This is a genomic window from Mesonia phycicola (assembly GCF_900141885.1).
GTDB classification, from domain to species: Bacteria; Bacteroidota; Bacteroidia; order Flavobacteriales; family Flavobacteriaceae; genus Mesonia; species Mesonia phycicola.
On record NZ_FQYY01000009.1, the window covers coordinates 157996 to 176362 of the forward strand.

General features: G+C 30.7%; 18 protein-coding genes. 9 read left to right on the top strand and 9 right to left on the bottom strand.

Annotated elements, in window-relative coordinates; all coding sequences use genetic code 11:
* Nucleotides 1-3: 3 nt before the first annotated feature.
* Nucleotides 4-1065 carry a 3-oxoacyl-ACP synthase III family protein gene (locus BUC03_RS13560; protein ID WP_073153178.1) on the bottom strand — a complete coding sequence of 354 codons (1062 nt, stop codon included), beginning with the start codon at nt 1063-1065 and terminating at the stop codon, nt 4-6.
* Between the two features lie 513 nt (nt 1066-1578).
* On the opposite strand from BUC03_RS13560, the gene BUC03_RS13565 reads away from it, so the two are divergent.
* The 3 genes from BUC03_RS13565 to BUC03_RS13575 all read left to right on the top strand — a co-directional run bounded on the left by BUC03_RS13565 (nt 1579) and on the right by BUC03_RS13575 (nt 3935).
* Nucleotides 1579-2100 carry a bacteriocin fulvocin C-related protein gene (locus BUC03_RS13565; RefSeq protein ID WP_073153181.1) on the top strand — a complete coding sequence of 174 codons (522 nt, stop codon included), beginning with the start codon at nt 1579-1581 and terminating at the stop codon, nt 2098-2100.
* An 18-nt stretch (nt 2101-2118) separates the two neighbouring features.
* Nucleotides 2119-2937 (top strand): hypothetical protein, encoded by an 819-nt coding sequence (locus BUC03_RS13570; RefSeq protein WP_073153184.1) that lies wholly within the window; start codon nt 2119-2121, stop codon nt 2935-2937.
* Nucleotides 2938-3179: 242 nt separating this feature from the next.
* On the top strand, nt 3180-3935 hold the full coding sequence (locus tag BUC03_RS13575; protein ID WP_143159204.1) for a hypothetical protein: 756 nt from the start codon (nt 3180-3182) through the stop codon (nt 3933-3935).
* 103 nt (nt 3936-4038) lie between these two features.
* Here the strand turns inward: BUC03_RS13575 and gcvP are convergent, their stop codons facing one another.
* Nucleotides 4039-6888 (bottom strand): aminomethyl-transferring glycine dehydrogenase, encoded by a 2850-nt coding sequence (gcvP, locus tag BUC03_RS13580; RefSeq protein WP_073153190.1) that lies wholly within the window; start codon nt 6886-6888, stop codon nt 4039-4041.
* Nucleotides 6889-7127: 239 nt separating this feature from the next.
* Here gcvP and BUC03_RS13585 point away from each other — a divergent pair, with 239 nt between their 5' ends.
* Nucleotides 7128-7946: a UbiA prenyltransferase family protein gene (locus tag BUC03_RS13585; RefSeq protein WP_073153192.1), complete on the top strand. Its 819-nt coding sequence runs from the start codon at nt 7128-7130 to the stop codon at nt 7944-7946.
* Here BUC03_RS13585 and BUC03_RS13590 read toward each other — a convergent pair.
* The gene (locus tag BUC03_RS13590; protein WP_073153195.1) at nt 7943-8203 is read right to left on the bottom strand and encodes a hypothetical protein; all 261 of its coding nucleotides are present in this window, start codon (nt 8201-8203) and stop codon (nt 7943-7945) included. The two genes, BUC03_RS13585 and BUC03_RS13590, sit on opposite strands and share 4 nt — an antisense overlap.
* Before the next feature lies 1 nt (nt 8204).
* A complete protein-coding gene (locus BUC03_RS13595; RefSeq protein WP_073153198.1) occupies nt 8205-8765 on the bottom strand; it encodes a sigma-70 family RNA polymerase sigma factor in 561 nt (186 codons plus the stop codon).
* A 78-nt stretch (nt 8766-8843) separates the two neighbouring features.
* Between BUC03_RS13595 and BUC03_RS13600 the strand changes: the two genes are divergently transcribed.
* Both BUC03_RS13600 and hemW read left to right on the top strand, forming a co-directional pair.
* Nucleotides 8844-10082: a glycosyltransferase gene (locus BUC03_RS13600; RefSeq protein WP_073153201.1), complete on the top strand. Its 1239-nt coding sequence runs from the start codon at nt 8844-8846 to the stop codon at nt 10080-10082.
* Between the two features lie 4 nt (nt 10083-10086).
* Nucleotides 10087-11211: a radical SAM family heme chaperone HemW gene (gene hemW, locus BUC03_RS13605; RefSeq protein ID WP_073153203.1), complete on the top strand. Its 1125-nt coding sequence runs from the start codon at nt 10087-10089 to the stop codon at nt 11209-11211.
* Nucleotides 11212-11384: 173 nt separating this feature from the next.
* On the opposite strand, the gene BUC03_RS13610 is transcribed toward hemW, so the two are convergent.
* Nucleotides 11385-11846 (bottom strand): GAF domain-containing protein, encoded by a 462-nt coding sequence (locus BUC03_RS13610; protein ID WP_073153206.1) that lies wholly within the window; start codon nt 11844-11846, stop codon nt 11385-11387.
* Between the two features lie 86 nt (nt 11847-11932).
* Between BUC03_RS13610 and xrtF the strand changes: the two genes are divergently transcribed.
* Both xrtF and BUC03_RS13620 read left to right on the top strand, forming a co-directional pair.
* Complete coding sequence (gene xrtF / locus BUC03_RS13615; RefSeq protein ID WP_073153209.1) at nt 11933-12487, top strand: exosortase family protein XrtF; 555 nt, start codon at nt 11933-11935, stop codon at nt 12485-12487.
* Complete coding sequence (locus BUC03_RS13620; RefSeq protein WP_073153211.1) at nt 12480-12914, top strand: exosortase F system-associated membrane protein; 435 nt, start codon at nt 12480-12482, stop codon at nt 12912-12914. Before xrtF ends, BUC03_RS13620 begins: the two co-directional genes overlap by 8 nt.
* Before the next feature lie 30 nt (nt 12915-12944).
* Here BUC03_RS13620 and BUC03_RS13625 read toward each other — a convergent pair whose 3' ends face one another.
* Nucleotides 12945-15419 carry a zinc-dependent metalloprotease gene (locus BUC03_RS13625; protein ID WP_073153214.1) on the bottom strand — a complete coding sequence of 825 codons (2475 nt, stop codon included), beginning with the start codon at nt 15417-15419 and terminating at the stop codon, nt 12945-12947.
* Between the two features lie 74 nt (nt 15420-15493).
* A complete protein-coding gene (locus BUC03_RS13630; protein ID WP_073153217.1) occupies nt 15494-16942 on the bottom strand; it encodes a hypothetical protein in 1449 nt (482 codons plus the stop codon).
* Between the two features lie 150 nt (nt 16943-17092).
* On the opposite strand from BUC03_RS13630, the gene yiaA reads away from it, so the two are divergent.
* Complete coding sequence (gene yiaA / locus BUC03_RS13635; RefSeq protein WP_073153220.1) at nt 17093-17557, top strand: inner membrane protein YiaA; 465 nt, start codon at nt 17093-17095, stop codon at nt 17555-17557.
* Here yiaA and BUC03_RS13640 read toward each other — a convergent pair.
* Nucleotides 17547-18119: a hypothetical protein gene (locus BUC03_RS13640; protein ID WP_073153222.1), complete on the bottom strand. Its 573-nt coding sequence runs from the start codon at nt 18117-18119 to the stop codon at nt 17547-17549. The two genes, yiaA and BUC03_RS13640, sit on opposite strands and share 11 nt — an antisense overlap.
* Before the next feature lie 40 nt (nt 18120-18159).
* Nucleotides 18160-18336, bottom strand: coding sequence for a hypothetical protein (locus tag BUC03_RS15210; RefSeq protein ID WP_159432721.1), 177 nt, complete (start codon nt 18334-18336; stop codon nt 18160-18162).
* Between the last annotated feature and the right edge of the window lie 31 nt (nt 18337-18367).

The window sequence follows — 18367 nt, forward strand, 5'->3', positions numbered from 1 at the left end:
ATTTTATATTTTATAAGTTAAGGCGTTAATATTCATTCCTGCTCCAACACTTGCAAATAAAACAACGTCGCCTTTTTTAATTTCTTGATTTTCTATTTGTTTTCTTTTTACTAAATCTAAAAGCGTAGGTAAGGTAGCTACAGAGCTATTACCTAATTCTGCAATACTCATAGGCATTACATATTCTGGCATTTCTAGGTCGTAAAGTTTGTAGAAACGTTCACAAATAGCTTGATCCATTTTCTCATTTGCTTGATGAATAAAAATTTTCTTCAAATCTTTAATATCAATTCCACTTTCTTCTAAGCAAGATTTCATGGCTTGTGGTACGTAAGTAAGGGCAAAATTATAAATCATTCTACCATTCATTTTAATATACCTAGTCTCTCTTTGTAATTCTTGGTTGTAAGAAGCTTCAAAAGCTAAGTAATAAGCTTCGTCATTAGCATAAGTTGCACTTTTATTACCTATAATACCAGCATTATCTCGCCCAGTATCTTCAATAATAGTAGCACCAGCACCATCACTAAAAATCATACTATCTCTATCGTGCGCATCTACAACTCTAGATAAAGTTTCAGTACCAATTACTAAACATTTTTTTGCCATTCCGGCTTTTATAAATGCTTTGGCATGAATTACCCCTTCTAGCCAACCTGGGCAGCCAAACACCAAATCATACCCCACACAAGATGGGTTTTTAATTTGAAGTATATGCTTTACCCTACTTGCTAAGCTAGGCACAGCATCACTTTGTGTATTTTTATGCTTTACATCTCCAAAATTTTGAGCAACAATAATATAGTCTATTGTCTCTTTGTCTATACCAGCATCTTTAATTGCATTTTGAGCAGCAATCCCTGCCAAATCAGATGCAGTTAAATTATCTTCTACATACCTTCTTTCGTCTATACCTGTTATGGCTTTAAACTTTCTGATAATAACATCATTCTCTCCTTTAATAGGAGTTCCATCTTGATTTAAAAATTCATGATTTAAGAAATCTGAATTTTTAACTACTTTTTCCGGAATGCAGCTTCCTACTCCAGTTATCTCTATGCTCATAATTTTATATTGTATGTCAACAAAACACCAAACTAAGCATTATTTCTTTAACTCATTAAAAAAAAGTGAAGTGTTATGTGTTTTTTGAGGATTCAATAATAAACCTTTTTGTTTTTTAAAGAAATGATAATTGTCAATCTTCTGTTTTGTTTGTGTTTATTAAACGTGATGAGATGCTGAATCAAGTTCAGCATGACGAGAATTTAAAATTTATACGAAAAAGTTAGGTTGTTATTTTTTTTTTTAGGTTTAAAAACTTTTTTTAAAAGATGCTTAATGTCTGGAGGCCTCAAGACTACACATCTTAGTAATTAATTTTTTTTAAACCAAAAACATGAAAAAAATAAACTTATTTTTAGCCTTTTGTTAGTTTAGTTACTTTTTATAAGTTGTGAGAAAGATAATTCAGAAATTAATGAAATAGAGGGAAGTAATCTTCTTTCTACACAAAGTACAATTACTGATGCATTTGATGCAGAATCTGCATACTTTACTTTATTAGAAAGTACTGATATGATTACCGATTTTCAAGAAAATTATAGCGCTGCAGAAAAAAGTTTGATATGGGATTATAAATACAAAAGATTGCTAGCTGAATCTGATGGTAGTTTTACAGATAATCAAATTCAACTAATAAATGAGATTAAAACATTAGTATCTGAGGAAGATTTTTTTGCTACTCCTGAAACCTATGAGGTTGAGGAGTTAGAAGATATTTCATTAGAAGTATTTTCAGCAGAAGAAAGTGCTTTTCTATTTTATAGTCTAGAAAATAAAGACGGTGATATTACTGTTAATCCAACTACAGGAGAGCCTGTAACAGATTGCTTTTGGTGCTATCAGGAAATTCCTGGAGGGACTAGTGGGCCTTGTGAGGCAATAGTTGATAGTGATGGTGATATTCTTGGATTTACTAGAGATAATGTTCAGGTTGATAAAGTACGCTTTTTTATATTTCGTACAGAGACTACTATTAATGGAGTTCCTTGTGGTTTCAATGATTGGGTTGCTGGAGGTATGCAAATTAGAGATTAATTTAAATTTTAACATTGAATGCTTAAATATTTTTTATTATTATTTGTAACTATATCTTACTCACAAGTAAAGAAATATAGTTTTTATGATGATGAAGGGCTTATTAATGATAAGTCTTTAAGTGTACAAATATTTAAGTATCAAACTTCCTCTTCTTATCTTTCTGACAAAGAAGGGGAAGTTAATATAGAAAAAAGTATTATAAGGGAAGCTGACTCTATTTTTTTAAATTTTAGTTTTTATCGTATAGAATTAAAGCCTTTAGATTTTTCTAATAGTAAAATATTTGTAGATAAGTATTTAGGATTAGACGAAGTTGTTATAAATGCGAATAAGCCAATCATATTTTTGGGGCCTAAAAATTCTATTTTTTCGAATCCATTTTATTTAGATATTCCAATTTTATTATCAATCAATACAGTGGATTTAAATAAGAAAAAAATTAAAGGAATAAGGGTGATGTTTAAGAAAAAGGTTGTCGGTTTTGAAGATGTTAAGCTTAAAAATAAGGATATTGACGTTTATTTATATGGTTTCAATAAATTGCCGGAAAATTATAAAATAGAAGGTATAGATTTATTGTTGCAGAAATCGGTTAAAGTCCCACCAAAAATAAGAAAATGGGTAGAGTTTAGTTTTAATAGTGAAGATATAAATTACCATAAATATAAGTATTTAGCTTTTGGAATACATTCTAAAAATGGATACATTAGTTTAAAAGGGGGTAATTGTAGTAGTGATTTAAAACTTTATAGATTTAATTATGATGAAAAAAATAATTATTGGTATAATTTAGCTAAAGATAATATTCCTGTGATGCAATTAATTTTACAATAAAAAAAGCCCAATCAAACGATTGGGCTTTTTTATGATATCTCATTTGTCAATACATCAACTGGATGAGATGCTGAATCAAGTTCAGCATGACGAGAATGTATATTTCTTTTTAAAATTTATATTAGAGGATTAATCTAATATTTATGAATTATATGCTGAAACATTTAATTTCTTTCTTTCTAATGCTTTTTTTTCATCAACTTATCGTTTCTCAAAACGATAAAATTTATTTTGTTCAAAATTTGGACACGCTCAAAGATTATAAAATTCAATTTTCAGATAAAAGTGTGTTAATGCCTAACCTTCATGGTGGCGTTAATAAAGCTGAAATAGATTTTACTTTACAGCCTACTATTCAATATAGTTTTTATGAAGAATTGTTAGAAGAATCTAAGATTATTAATAATTTATATCAATTAAATGCAGAGCTTCAAAATGAAGAAGTATTTATTCAATCTCATAAAAAAGAATTTATAGAAATAAAAACGAAGGGTATTTCTATTGTAAGAACTGAAAGCACAGGTGCAAACTTATATCTAATAAGAATTGATAATATAAATTTTAAAAAAATTGTAGGAGTAGAAATTAAAATATCTAAAGGATTTAACACACCTGGATGGAGTTATAAAAATAAATCTAAAGGAAAAACTGTTGAAATTAGTTTGATGAAATTAGATAGCACATCTGTAGTTGCATTCGAGAATAAAATTATAGCGAATAAAGAAGAAGTAATTAATTTTGATGGTAATGGTTGGTTAAAGTTTGATTTGTCTGAAGAGAAAGTTTTAAATCCTAATACAAAATTTTTAGGTCTAATTATTTTTTCTAAAAATCGTATTACTTATAAAACAAGCCCAGCAAACTCAAATTCGGACCAGATATACAAAATGGATCCTGTTTTTGTTACTAAAAATTTTAGTAGAAAATTAGTGGGTTGGAAAATGAATAACGATTTAGATAGTTCTTTTATAAAATTTAAAATAATACTAGAAAAATAAAAAAAGCCCAATCAAACGATTGGGCTTTTAAAATAAATTTTCAAACTTGATGAGATGCTGAATCAAGTTCAGCATGACAATTTAATACATTGTCAAATCTGTTTTATTCCGCATCCATATAAGTTTCAATAGGCTCGCACGTACACATTAAGTTACGGTCACCAAAAGCATCGTCTACACGTCTTACCGATGGCCAGAATTTATTATCTGCAACATAAGGTAATGGGAAGGCTGCTTGCTGGCGAGAATACGGTAAATCCCATTCATTAGCAGTAAGCATTTCCATAGTATGTGGTGCATTTTTTAGCAGATTGTTTTCTTGGTCTTCAATAGCATCAATCTCTTCTTTTATAGAGTTTAATGCATCACAAAAACGATCTAATTCTGCTTTGCTTTCACTTTCTGTTGGTTCAATCATCATTGTTCCTGCCACTGGGAAAGAAACGGTTGGTGAATGGAAACCATAATCTATTAAACGCTTTGCTATATCTACTACTTCAATTCCTTTTTCTTTAAAAGGTCTTAAATCTAAAATCATTTCGTGTGCAGCTCTTCCTCTTTCTCCAGAGTAAAGTGTTGCAAAATGATTGCTTAGACGTTCTTTTATATAGTTAGCATTTAAAATTGCGTGTTCTGTAGAAGATTTTAATCCTTTAGGGCCTAACATAGAAATGTAAGCGTAAGAGATTAAACATACTAAAGAAGAACCCCAAGGAGCTGCAGAAATTGCAGAAATTGCATTTTCTCCCCCTGTTTTAATTACTGGGTTACTTGGTAAAAATGGCACTAGTTGTTCTGCTACACAAATTGGTCCTACACCTGGTCCACCACCACCGTGAGGTATAGCAAAGGTTTTGTGTAAGTTTAGGTGACAAACATCTGCTCCAATTCTACCAGGATTGGTTAACCCTACTTGAGCATTCATATTAGCTCCATCCATATAAACTTGACCTCCATTGTCATGAATAATTTGAGTAATCTCTCTAATAGAAGACTCAAATACACCGTGCGTAGATGGGTAAGTAACCATTAACGCAGAAAGGTTGTCTTTATATTTAATTGCTTTTTCTCGAAGATCATCTAAATCTATATTTCCTTTATCGGTAGATTTAGTTACAATAACTTTCATTCCAGCCATTACTGCACTTGCAGGGTTAGTACCGTGTGCAGAAGATGGAATTAAACAAATATTTCTGTGGTGATCTCCTCTAGATTCGTGATAAGCTTTAATTACCATTAATCCAGCAAATTCTCCTTGCGCTCCAGAGTTAGGCTGAAGTGAAGTTGCTGCAAAACCAGTAATTTCTGTTAATTGATCTTCTAGTCTTTTTAATACTTCTTGGTATCCTGCTGCTTGTTCTACAGGAACAAATGGATGAATATTTCCCCATTGTGGGTAACTTAACGGAAGCATTTCTGAAGCTGCATTCAACTTCATTGTACAAGAACCTAAAGAAATCATAGAATGGTTTAATGATAAATCTTTACGTTCTAATCTTTTAATGTAACGCATCAATTCTGTTTCTGAATGGTACAGATTGAAAACATCGTTGGTTAAAAAGTCTGTATCTCTAGAAACAGAAGTGTTATCTAATACACTTTTCTCTAAACTTGTTATTTTAATAGAAGCTTTACCTGCTACGTGAGCAAAAACAGCAATAATATTGTTTAGGTCGTTTAAAGAAGTAGCTTCGTGTATAGAGATAGAAACAGTTTCTGCATCTGGGTAGTAGAAATTAATTTCACTAGCTTCTGCAACTTCTTTAATTTTTTCTGGATTAGCTTTTATTTGAATAGTATCAAAATAAGTTTCATTAGTTTGATAGTAGCCTAATTCTTCTAATGCATTTGCTAACTCTACGGTAGAGCGGTGTACTTTATTAGCAATATGAGTTAAGCCTTTTGGGCCGTGATATACAGCATACATACCTGCCATTACAGCTAAAAGTACCTGCGCAGTACAAATGTTAGAAGTAGCTTTATCTCTTTTAATGTGTTGTTCACGCGTTTGTAGCGCCATTCTCAACGCAGAGTTTCCATTTTTATCTTTGGTAACTCCAATAATTCTACCAGGGATGTTTCTTTTATACTCCTCTTTGGTTGCAAAATAAGCAGCGTGCGGTCCGCCGTAACCTAACGGAATACCAAAACGTTGTGTAGTACCTACTACTACATCTGCACCAAACTCACCAGGAGCACGAAGTTTTACTAAACTTAAAATATCTGCAGCAAAAGCAGTTTTAATTCCTGCATCTTTTGCTTTTTGCACAAACCCAGCATAATCATATACTTTACCAGAAGCTCCAGGGTATTGTACTAATGCTCCAAAAAAGTCTGAAGAAAAATCAAATTCTTCGTGATTACCAATAACTAGTTCAATTTCTAATGGATTAGCTCTAGTTTCTAATAAAGAAAGTGTTTGTGGTAAAACATCTTCAGAAACAAAAAACTTAACTACCTTATTTTTCTTTTGAACTCTATCTCTAACAGAATATAAAAGCGTCATTGCTTCTGCAGCTGCAGTAGACTCATCTAGTAAAGAGGCGTTAGCAAGCTCTAAACCAGTAAGATCTACAATCATGGTTTGGAAGTTAAGTAAAGCTTCTAACCTACCTTGAGCTATTTCTGCTTGATAAGGAGTATATGCGGTATACCAACCCGGATTTTCAAAAATATTTCTTTGAATAACTGGAGGGATAATTGCTTGGTGGTAACCTAAACCAATATAGGTTTTAAAAACCTTATTTTTACTGGCTAATTTAGTAATGTGTTCTAAATATTCTTGCTCACTTAAGGCTGCTGGAAGATTTAATTCTTTTTCTAGCTTAATGTCATCAGGTAAGGTTTCGTAAATCAATTGATCTAGTGAATCTACCTTAATAGTTTGAAGCATTTCTGAAATGTTCTCAGGTCTTGGCCCTATGTGTCTTAATGCGAAAGAATCTGTGTTCATTAGCTTTTAAAATTGTTGTGATTGTGGTGTGCAAAAATACAATTTTTAAGTTGATTTTTTGTGGAAGTTATTCACTTTCATAATAGATTTGTTGACAATTTTTATAGCATCTTGATAAGATATTTCATATTCACCAAAAAAAATATCAATTTTGAATGCTAAATTGAATTTTTTTAAATTGAATTAATTTGTAGTAAAGGAATAATAAAGTCTTTATTACGTTCTTTTACTTTTATTGCATGCGAGTTTTTACCAATCTTTTAAAATTTTATTTAGATAGCAGTATTCATGTTGCTCTGGCTGTTTGTGCATTAACTTTAACGACGGGTTTTTTTCTAGAAGCTGATATTACACCAATACTAATAGGTTTTATTTTTTTTAGCACCATTACAGGTTATAATTTCGTGAAATATGCAGGTATAGCAAGACTTCATCATATAAGCTTAACAAAGCATTTAAGAGCTATTCAGTTATTTTCTTTACTGTGTTTTATAGCGTTGGTATATTTTACCATTCATCAAAAAATTACGGTTTTAATAATTACTGCGCTACTTGGTTTGTTTACTACATTATATGCAATACCTTTTTTGCCAAACCATAAAAATTTAAGAAGTTTAAAATCTATTAAAGTTTTTATTATAGCATTGGTTTGGGCTGGTACCACGGTTTGGTTACCTTTAAAAAACTGGGAAATGTTATTTTCTTGGGGAGTAATATTTCATTTTATACAAATTTTTGTTTTTGTACTTGCGGTGATGATACCTTTTGAAATTAGAGATTTAAATTACGATCACGTAGAGTTAGGTACAATACCGCAATTAATAGGGGAGAATAACACGAAAAAAATAGGTTATTTTTTACTTGTTCTTTTTATGTTGTTGGGGCTTTTTTTAAATAGTAGTGCAACTGTAGTAATGCCAACGTTATTTATAACAATTGTTTTAGGAGGATTTATTTACTACGGAAATAAAAAACAATCTAAATATTATGCTTCATTTTGGGTAGAAGCAGTACCAATTTATTGGTTGTTTTTTTTGTGGATAGGGAGTTTGTTTTAAGATTTTAAATTTTCTTTCAGTAGTTTTTTAAACTCTATAATTTCTTCTTCTTTTAGAGTTTCTAATTTAGCTTTTTTACAAAGCTCTGTAAGTTTTGTATTACGTAAAGAATATTCTCTGCATTTAGGGCATTTTTCTAAATGCTCTGCTATCTCTTGCTCTTCCCATTTTTCAGCTTCATTATATTGAGCTTTATCGCAAAGGCAGTTAACCTCAAGACATTTGCTTAAAGGTTTATTATATTTCTCAAAACTCATATTATTTTAACCATTTTTCTTCCATACATTCTGCCAAAGCAGTTCTTGCACGGTGAATAATTACCCATAGATTAGACGCAGAGATACCAAATTCATTACAAATAACTTCTGTATCAAAGTTATCTATTGTTTTCATCTTAAAAATTTGGGCGTGTTTGGGGTTTATTTTATCAAGACAATTATATATAGCTGCCCCTAATTCATTGTTTACCAGTTCGTCTTCTGCAGACTGCTCAAAGTTATCTGCTACCTTTTCTTCTAGCCATTCTCCTTCGTGATCTCCATCTGTGTAATTTATTTTAACTTCTGCTTGCCCTTTTTTAGAATTTATTTTTCTGTAATGATCAATAATTTTTCTTTTTAAAATAGAAATAAGCCATGTACGTTCTGTAGCTTCGCCTTTAAAATATTTCATAGAGCGTAAGCCAGCTAAAAAAGTTTCAGAGATAAGATCTTTTGCAACCTCTCTATCGTTTACTCTAACTATGGCATAATTAAATAGATAATGAGAATAAGAGTCTACCCATTTATCTGGATTAATTTGATGTGTGTTTTCTGCCATGAATAAACGTAAGTTTGCGATAAAATTACAAATAATACACAAGCTTCTCTTTTTATTAAATGTGAAAAAAATCTTAAAATGAATCAGCTATTAATTATTGGTTACGTTTGGCCTGAGCCAAATTCATCTGCAGCCGGCAGTAGAATGCTACAACTTATAGAGTTATTTTTGCAAAAACAATGGAAAATTACTTATGCTAGTCCTGCAAAAGAAAGCGAATTTGCTATAGATTTAAAAGATTATGGCGTTGAGGTTAAAAAGATAAAAACCAATAGCGCAACATTTGATGATTTTATAAAAGAGCTACAGCCACAAGCAGTAATGTTTGATAGGTTTATGATGGAAGAACAATTTGGTTGGAGAGTGGCAGAAAATTGCCCAGATGCAATTAGAATTTTAGATACAGAAGATCTTCATTTTTTTAGAAAAGCACGTCACGAAGCGGTAAAGAAAAATAGAGATTTACAAAAAGAAGATTTACACACAGATGAAGCAAAAAGAGAAATTGCAAGTATATTAAGGTGTGATATGTCTTTAATTATTTCTGAAGCAGAGCATCAATTGTTAACCAACACTTTTCAGGTAAATTCTAATTTATTACATTATATCCCGTTACTAACACCAACTTTAAGTGAAAAAGAGCAGGAAAGCTTGAAGACTTTTGAAGAAAGAAAAGACTTTATATTTATAGGTAATTTTTTGCATCAGCCCAATTGGGATGCTGTTCTTTATTTAAAAAGTAAAGTTTGGCCACTTATTAAAAAACAACTGCCGCAAGCAAATTTAAATATATACGGAGCGTATGCCTCTCAAAAAGTAGAGCAGTTACATAACCAAAAAGAGGGATTTTTAATTAAAGGTAGAGCTGTAAATGCCAAAGACGAATTACAAAAAGCACGAGTATTATTAGCTCCGTTAAGGTTTGGTGCTGGTATTAAAGGTAAATTTATAGATGCAATGCTTGTTGGTACGCCAAGTATTACCACAACTATTGGTGCAGAAGGTATTTGTGGAACTTACCCTTGGGCAGGAGAAATTGCAAACAAAGATGAGTGTATAGCTAAAGAAGCTGTGAAAATTTATGAAAAACCTAAACGATGGAAGCTCGCCCAGCAAAACGGGTTTTCTATTTTAGAGCGTAGATTTCAAAAAGAACATTTTTCTTCCGCTTTTTGGGATAAAGTAACAGAGGTAAAAGAGAACCTAAAAAAACATAGAAGTCAAAATTTTATTGGTGCTATGTTAATGCATCACACATTAAAAAGTACAAAATATATGTCTATGTGGATAGAAACTAAAAACAAACTGAAAGATTAATAGTATGTCTGGTATTTATATACACATTCCGTTTTGTAAACAAGCTTGTCATTACTGTGATTTTCATTTTTCTACCTCTTTAAAAAAGAAAGAAGAGTTAGTAGAGGCTTTGCTTATAGAACTTAAGCTTCGAAAGAAAGAAAATGTAGGAGAAGTAGCAACTATTTATTTTGGAGGAGGTACCCCTAGTTTACTTTCTTTAGAAGAAATAAATACAATTTTAAATGAAGTTTTTCATCTTTATCCCGTTATAGATAATCCAGAAATTACATTAGAAGCAAATCCAGATGATTTAACAGAAGAGGTAATTAAAAATTTAGCTGCATCTAGAATTAATAGATTAAGTATTGGTGTGCAATCTTTTTTTGAAGAAGATTTAAAGTTAATGAATCGTGCTCATAATGCAGAAGAAGCTTTAGTATCTATAGAGTTAGCAACGCAGTACTTCAACAATATTTCTATAGATTTAATTTACGGTATACCAGACATGAGTAATGAGCGGTGGCGAGAGAATTTAACCATTGCTTTAGGTTTAGGTGTGCCGCACATTTCTAGTTACGCCTTAACTGTAGAGCCTAAAACTGCTCTTAAAAAAATGATTGAAACAGGTAAAGTAAAACCTGTTGAAGAAGATTTAGCTAAATCTCATTTTGAAATACTGATAACAACCCTAGAAGAGGCTGGTTTTATAAATTATGAATTTTCAAACTTTGGGAAACCGAATTATTTTTCTAAGAATAATACAGCATATTGGTTAGGGAAACCATATTTAGGCATTGGTCCTTCTGCACATAGTTTTAATGGAGAGCACCGTAGTTGGAATATAAGTAATAATGCAAAGTATATAAAAAGTATTTTTCAAGAAGAGCTCCCTTCTCAAGTAGAAGAGTTGAGTGTAGTAGATAGGTATAATGAATATGTAATGACAAGGTTACGCACGCAGTTTGGAGTAAATTTAGCCGAAATTGAAAATCTATTTGGAAAAAAATTAGCGACTTATTTTAAGAAAGAAGCGCAAGTTTTTTATGATAAAGAATTATTACAAGAAGAAAACCACAAGATTTTAATAACTAAAAAAGGAAAGTTTTTAAGTGATGGTATTGCTGCAGATTTGTTTTATGTAGAATAGTTTTTTAGTTGGGAGTTTGTTAGTTTTTTAGTAAGCTGTGTTTGATATTTACTCATCAACGCGTTAGGGATGGAGGCATTTGTTGAAGCTCTTTTTATTTTACTTTTCTCGTTATGTAAAAGTAAAATAAAAAAGCGACTGCCGAGAGCCCGTCCCGGCAGGGAACGCCCAAATTATTTTTCTAAAATTTTAGCTACTTCTGCATTTACAAACTCTAAAAATTGCTCGTCTTCTGCTGTAAAGGGATCTATGGTGTTAGAGTCAATATCTATTTGGCCAATATTTTCTCCATTTACAAATAACGGAATTACAATTTCTGCTTTTACAGTAATGCTGCACGCAATGTAATTGTCTTGTGCTTTTACATCTGGTACTACAAAATTGGCGTTAGACTCAGCTACTTGTCCGCAAATACCTTTTCCAAAAGGGATAATGGTGTGGTCTGTTGGTTCACCTGCGTAAGAGCTAAGTTTTAATTCGTTTTTATCTCCGTTTTTAAAATAGAAACCTACCCAATTGTAGTATTCTATATTATTACGTAGGGTATTGCAAATTTCTTCTAAACGGTGTTCTACAGAAAGTTGCTCTTGCGCTAAAATTTTAATTACTTCTGGTTTTAATTTTTCAAGATTCATTGCTATATTTTTTAGGCAAAAGTATTTAATATTTAAGAAAAAAGAATACTTATTTACATAACTTTGTGCTAGTTAAATCTGCTGTGTTGAAAGAAATTTTTGAAAAAAATAAAGCGGTAATCCGTTTTTTGGTGTTGTTTATTGGTTGTTACTTAGTATTAGCTGGCTTGTATAAAGTGTATTTGTTTTATGGAAGTTCAGAGGTTTACTACCCAGATTATATTACTCATTTGGTATCTCAGCAAACAGAAGCTGTAATTGAAGCTTTTGGATATCAATCTCATATAGAACCACACCCTAATGATGCTTCTATGAAACTTTATGTAGAAGGAGATTATTTAGCTAGAGTGGTAGAGGGGTGTAATGCTATAAGTGTGTTAGTGCTTTTTGTTAGTTTTATTATTGCTTTTCATACCAATTTTAGAGATACATTATTATATATGCTTGCAGGATGTATTTTAATTTACGCACTAAATGTGGTACGTGTGGCTTTACTAGCAATAGGGATTTATGAATATCCGGAGAGTCAAGAGTTTTTACATGACACTGTTTTTCCGTTAGTGATTTATGGTATTTTGTTTGTTTTATGGATTATTTGGGTAAGAATGGCGACTGCAGAAAAGAAAAATGTAGATGAATAGGTATTTAAAATATTTTTTGGCTCTACTAGGTTTATTGGCTTTAGCTTCTGTTAGGTCTTTTCAAGAAGAATTATTTTACGATCCTTTAATTAAATTTTTTAAAGGAAATTATAGCGGAGCATTGGCACCAGATTTTAATTATTGGAAATTAACCTTACATACTGTATTACGATATTTATTGAACTCTTCTATTTCTATTACAATTATTGTTTTGTTGTTTTCTAAAAGTGTTTTAAAATTTTCTGTAACTATTTACGGTATTTTACTGTTAGTTTTACTACCAATATTTTTATTATTGCTTTATTCTATGAGTACAGATTTGTACTTTATACTGTTTTATGTACGCAGATTTTTAATTCAGCCTTTATTAATTTTATTATTAATTCCTGCTTTTTACTACCAACAGAACATAAAAAAAGCCGACTAAAAAGCCGGCTTTTGTAAAAGGGTAGGTAATTTATTTAATAGGGTTTAATATAAGGTCTACTCTTTCTATTAAATCTTTAATATGAATTTTACTCATGGTATCTGAAAAACTATATTGAGAAGATTTTAATGCACTTTGTAGTGTGGTTAATTCTGCTCTTACCACAGCTTTAATATCACTTCTATTTACATTAATCTTACTACCAGAATTTCTTCTTCCTGAACTTCTTTTTTGCTCATTTGTCATTAAATACTCTAATCTTTCTACGTAAGCTCTTTGTAGGTTTCTTCTATAAAGATCTATTTTTTTACGACTAGATAATTCACTAAAAACTCCTTGTCTAAGCTCAGACATCATATCTGTTAAGCCATAAGCTTTATCTCCGTTTAACTCTGTGTTTTCAATTAAACGAGCCATTCTGCCGTAGTCTAAAAGGTTATTAAGTGTTCTAGATTGGTAGTCACTAATTCTTTCTACGCTACCGTCAAATTCAATTTTATTAAAAATATCTTTATTTAATAACCATTCTGGCGTTTCAAAAAGATTTTCTTGTAAAAACTCCATTGCTCTTTCTTGCTTATCTGTACTGGTATGCTCATAAACCGCACCTTCTTGATCGTAAGTTTTATAAGTTTCTACAACTCCACCAATATTAGCAGTAACGTGACCCATATATCTGTTGTATTGAGATAGAACTTGTACATATAAATCTTCTAAATCTTGGTAGTCTTTACCATCTTCTGCTGTCCATTCAATTAAATTAGGCACAATTCTCTTTAAGTTTTCAATTCCATAAGCACTTGCCTTCATAGAGTCGCTACCTAAATCTTCTGTTTGAGAAGTAGGATCTATTACAGTTCTTTGTTGAGAGCCAAAACGGTAAAGAGGGTCACCAGCGTGCTCTAATATCCAAGCGTCTAAAGTAGATTTTTCTTTTTCAGCAGATTTATCTAAAATAGGCTTGTATCCCCATTTAATAGCATACTTATCATAAGGTCCAATGTTTGGCATTAAAGCAACATCACCATCACCAGGTTGTGCTACGTAATTAAATCTAGCATAATCCATAATAGATGGAGCTGTGCTATATTTTTTGGTAAACTCTGGGTCTCTTAAATCTTCTACATCATAAGCAACACTACTACCCATATTGTGTGGTAAACCAAGTGTATGACCAACTTCGTGAGAAGAAACAAACCTAATAAGTCTACCCATAATCTCGTCTTTAAACTCCACACCTCTAGCTTCTTCATTTATAGCGGCAGTTTGCACGAAATACCAGTTTCTTAATAAGGTCATTACATTATGATACCAGTTAATATCAGACTCTAAAATCTCACCAGTTCTAGGGTCACTTACGTGAGGGCCATTTGCATTTGGTATAGGAGATGCTAAATATCTAACTACAGAATAACGCACATCTTCTGGACTCCAGTCTGGATCTTCTTCTATAGTAGGAGCATCTTTTGCAATAATGGCGTTTTTAAAACCTGCTGCTTCAAAAGCAACTTGCCAATCTTCTATACCTTGTTTGATGTATTTTTTCCATTTGTCTGGAGTAGCACGATCTATATAATAAACGATTTGTTTTTTAGGTTCAACTAACTCTCCGTTATTATATTTCTCAATATCTTCATCTTTTACTTCTAGCCTCCATCTATCTAAAAATTTAACATCCTTACTCTTTTGTGCATCTAGACCGTAATCTGTTTGACTTCTAGCAAACCAGCCTACACGCTCATCAAAATACCTTCTTTTCATAGGGTTGCTTGGTAGTAAAATCATAGAATTACTAAACTCTAAAGAGATAGAGCCTGTACTTTGATTAGAAGGAGGGTTGCCAGCATTGTATGTTTTTACGTGTCTTACTTCAATATTTTCCGGAAAACTTTTAATAGTATCTACGTAAGAACGGTTATTGTCTACTTTAGATATTTTATAAGCTTTTCTTCTAGAGTTTCTTAAGCCTAATGCTTGTATATCTTTTTCAAATAAACTTGTTACATCAATTACACTAGCATTGGCTGTAGAGTCTTTATGAAATGCTTTTATTGGAAACGAGTAAAGTATAGGTTCAAAATTAGAATTTACTACCGCTTCATGAATAGGTAAAGAGTCTGCCGCAACAATATCATGAGAAACTACTCTTAGTAAAATATTATCTCCTTTTTTTTGCCATTTTAATACTTGCGTATTTTGTTTGCCACCACCAAAACCAAGTCCGGTTGCTGTTTTAGCAATACGAGTAACCATTAACATCTCTCGGTTTAAGAGACTATCAGGAATTTCGTAAAAATACTTTTTGTCTAAGTAATGAACATTAAAAAGTCCTTTGTCTGTTTTTGCATCTTTGGTAATTACTTTGCTAAAAGCTTTGATGCCTCCTTTTTTTGGAGCTTCTTTTTTTGTCTGTGGAGCTTCTTTTTTCTGAAAAATAGCACAGCTACTTAAAGAAATAGTGGTTAACCCAATAAGACAGGTTTTTAGTATGATTGATTTGTTCATAAAATATGTTTTGTAATAATAAGACTAGCTTAGGAAGATAAGGTTTAAAACTTACTTATGTTAATTACTCAGAATTATTTCATATTCACTAAATCTAACGTTAAATAATATAGATTTTCATTTTCTAATTTTGACTTTAGCCAAGCGTAAAAACAAATTAGAAAAATATCTTCTTTGTAGTTTACTAGATCATCTAGTTGTTTTAATTCTTCTTTCACTTGTAAACGATCGTGCTTGCTATTGCTGAGGTAATATTTTGTAATTAACTTAATAAATAATGACACTTTTTTGTTTTCTTTTAATTGAATTGTTTTAGAATATTTTTTCTGAAATGCTATGAGTCTAGAATTAAATACATCAAAATTGTCTAGCTCTATTAAAAGTATAAGCTCGATTACCTTTTTTTTAATTACCCAAATTTCTCCAAAGTGTTTACTATACCAAGCATCTGTTTTGTTTAAACCTAAAAAAGTTTGATAAGCGGTTTTTATTTCATTTTGCTGTATGTAACAGGTAGTTAAAAACAGTTGAGGTAAAAAAGAATTATTGGTTTGTAATAATTCTATAGCTGCTGTAGCTTTTCCTTTAAAATTTAAAAAGTATACCTTAAATAGTAAAAGGTCTTCTTTAAATTGCTTTAAAAATATAGGATGATCATCTAGTAATTTTTCAAATTCATCTAAATACATTTTAAATGTAACAAAGTTTCTACTTCTAAAATGCGCGTAACTTAGTAATTGAAGAATCTCTAAATGGTAATAAATATGCCTCTTATGTAAATGTTGTTTATTATTAACGAGTGCATATAGTTTTTCTAATGTAGGAATAGTAGAATGGTAATTGGTAGTTAACTGCCCTTTTAAGTCTAATATTAAGAATAATTGGTGTAGAGATTTAAAAGTAAGTGAGTCTTCTATGTGTAAATTTTGAGAGTGAAGAAGCTCTTCTATAGATGTATTGCTAAAATTGTCTGTTTTAATTTTATTCTTCAAATCTGCAAAAAACAAACTCAACTGCATTTCTTTTTCTAAAGTGGTATGGTTTACTTTAATTTTCTTTTGAATGTCTTTAAAATCTATTTTAGAATATAAATGAGCAAACTGAAGTTGAGTAAGATAAATTTCGTGCAGAATGGTTGGTAATTCTAGTACGGTTGCTTTTTCTTCTATCTTAAATAATAGCTTATAAGCAATATGATAAAGTTGATGATCCAATAAAATACGTGCAGCTAATAATTTTTTAAATATTTCTTGCTCTGCAGAATTTTCATTTTCAAATCCTTTTATAGCAATAAACTCAATTAAACTGTCTTGTAACCTTTTGCAAAGTGCGTGAAAAGCATTTTTGTTGAGGTTACCGTACAAGGTTTCTATAATGGTAGTTTGTGATAGTTGCTTGGTAAGTAATACAAACAACTCTATATTTTTTTCTACAGAAGTTTTATTCTTCTTCTGTAAGAATTTGATAAACTCCTTTTTCTCTATTTCAGAAAGTAATTCTATTATTTTAAGTAAACTATTCAATATAAGTCGTAAGTTTTATTTCATATTAACATATGTATGATGGTGTTAAATGTAATTAATTTTGATTTAAGTCGTAAGTTTTTTTGAAAAATAGAATTTTGAAAGAATAGTTTACACTGCATATTTGCTGTATAATTAAATTCAAATATTATGGAATATCAAAATTTTAATACAGAAGAAACAAGAACTGAAAAACCTACTAAAGATTTTTTAATTAATAATTCTGTAGGAAAACCAACAGCTGCATTTATCTCTGCATCTTGGGTAGCATTATTTGCAGGGATGGCATCTTATTGTATAGGTTTGTGGAATGTAGATATGCTGTTGAATGAGAAAGGATATTACTTTGCCATCTTGCTTTTTGGACTTTTCTCTGTAATATCTGTACAAAAAAGTGTGAGAGATAAACAAGAGGGAATACCAGTAACAGATGCTTATTATAGCATAAGTTGGGTAACCACTTTAGCAAGTATTTTATTACTTGTTATAGGTTTGTGGAATGCAGATTTGGAGTTAAGCGAAAAAGGTTTTTACGGCATGTCTTTTACCTTAAGTGTATATGCTGCTATATCTGTGCAGAAAAACACTAGAGATTTAAAACTGTTTAATGAATAGAAGAAGAATAAATAGGGTTGTGTAATGCAGCCCTTTTTTTGTATATATGAATATAATTAAATTTTGGAGCATAATATTTTTCTAAAAAAGTACGATTCCAAAAATGACTTTTCATTATAAATAATGGATCTTCTATCATAAAATAAGGAATAAAATGATACCATTTTACAGATCTCAATTTTAAAAAGCGTTTGTGTTCTTTTTGATATCTCAGCTCTTTACAAGCAATTTTTAGAGCGTGACGTTGGCATTTAGACACCAAATAATTATTAGCCACTTTAGGCTGAAAACCATAATAGTATAATTGGTCTTTGATGCGTTTATAGTTTTGAAACCGTGACCAGCTATCCATCAAGACTAAAAAAATATGGATAAAAGAAAATAAGAAGAAAGAAAGCCAAAATAGAATTTGCCATTTATTTTCTGAAAGAAGAGCATATTTAAGTTGTATGCCATATAAATATGACTCTAGTATAAATAAGAAAAGAGCAAAAAGCAACCATTTGCTTACTTTAAAGTAAGACCACAAAAGTGAATTTTGTTTAGGTAAAGATTGCTGCATCTAACTAATATAAATAATATTGGTTAGATCAATTTCTCTATTAACTAAATAGAAACTTTATTTTATGAAGAATTTGTAGAGCTTGATATTCTAAAAAGTCACTTTCAGAATGATCTAGCTGCTTTAAATCCCAAGCTTGTGCAATTAGTAATTGGTATTCTTTTAGTAAACTTATTTTCTCTAACGGATTATTTATTTCATTTGCTATAACAGACATGTGACTAGTTTTTGTTTATTATAAATATAGA

What these genes read in the sequence shown, in the direction of transcription:
- BUC03_RS13570 (WP_073153184.1), top strand. Translation starts at nt 2,119, where the DNA reads ATGCTTAAATATTTTTTATTATTATTTGTAACTATATCTTACTCACAA.
- gcvP (WP_073153190.1), bottom strand. Translation starts at nt 6,888, where the DNA reads ATGAACACAGATTCTTTCGCATTAAGACACATAGGGCCAAGACCTGAG.
- BUC03_RS13595 (WP_073153198.1), bottom strand. Translation starts at nt 8,765, where the DNA reads ATGGCAGAAAACACACATCAAATTAATCCAGATAAATGGGTAGACTCT.
- yiaA (WP_073153220.1), top strand. Translation starts at nt 17,093, where the DNA reads ATGGAATATCAAAATTTTAATACAGAAGAAACAAGAACTGAAAAACCT.
- BUC03_RS13590 (WP_073153195.1), bottom strand. Translation starts at nt 8,203, where the DNA reads ATGAGTTTTGAGAAATATAATAAACCTTTAAGCAAATGTCTTGAGGTT.
- BUC03_RS13565 (WP_073153181.1), top strand. Translation starts at nt 1,579, where the DNA reads ATGATTACCGATTTTCAAGAAAATTATAGCGCTGCAGAAAAAAGTTTG.
- BUC03_RS13585 (WP_073153192.1), top strand. Translation starts at nt 7,128, where the DNA reads ATGCGAGTTTTTACCAATCTTTTAAAATTTTATTTAGATAGCAGTATT.
- BUC03_RS13625 (WP_073153214.1), bottom strand. Translation starts at nt 15,419, where the DNA reads ATGAACAAATCAATCATACTAAAAACCTGTCTTATTGGGTTAACCACT.
- BUC03_RS13620 (WP_073153211.1), top strand. Translation starts at nt 12,480, where the DNA reads ATGAATAGGTATTTAAAATATTTTTTGGCTCTACTAGGTTTATTGGCT.
- BUC03_RS13600 (WP_073153201.1), top strand. Translation starts at nt 8,844, where the DNA reads ATGAATCAGCTATTAATTATTGGTTACGTTTGGCCTGAGCCAAATTCA.
- BUC03_RS13640 (WP_073153222.1), bottom strand. Translation starts at nt 18,119, where the DNA reads ATGCAGCAATCTTTACCTAAACAAAATTCACTTTTGTGGTCTTACTTT.
- BUC03_RS13560 (WP_073153178.1), bottom strand. Translation starts at nt 1,065, where the DNA reads ATGAGCATAGAGATAACTGGAGTAGGAAGCTGCATTCCGGAAAAAGTA.
- hemW (WP_073153203.1), top strand. Translation starts at nt 10,087, where the DNA reads ATGTCTGGTATTTATATACACATTCCGTTTTGTAAACAAGCTTGTCAT.
- BUC03_RS15210 (WP_159432721.1), bottom strand. Translation starts at nt 18,336, where the DNA reads ATGTCTGTTATAGCAAATGAAATAAATAATCCGTTAGAGAAAATAAGT.
- BUC03_RS13610 (WP_073153206.1), bottom strand. Translation starts at nt 11,846, where the DNA reads ATGAATCTTGAAAAATTAAAACCAGAAGTAATTAAAATTTTAGCGCAA.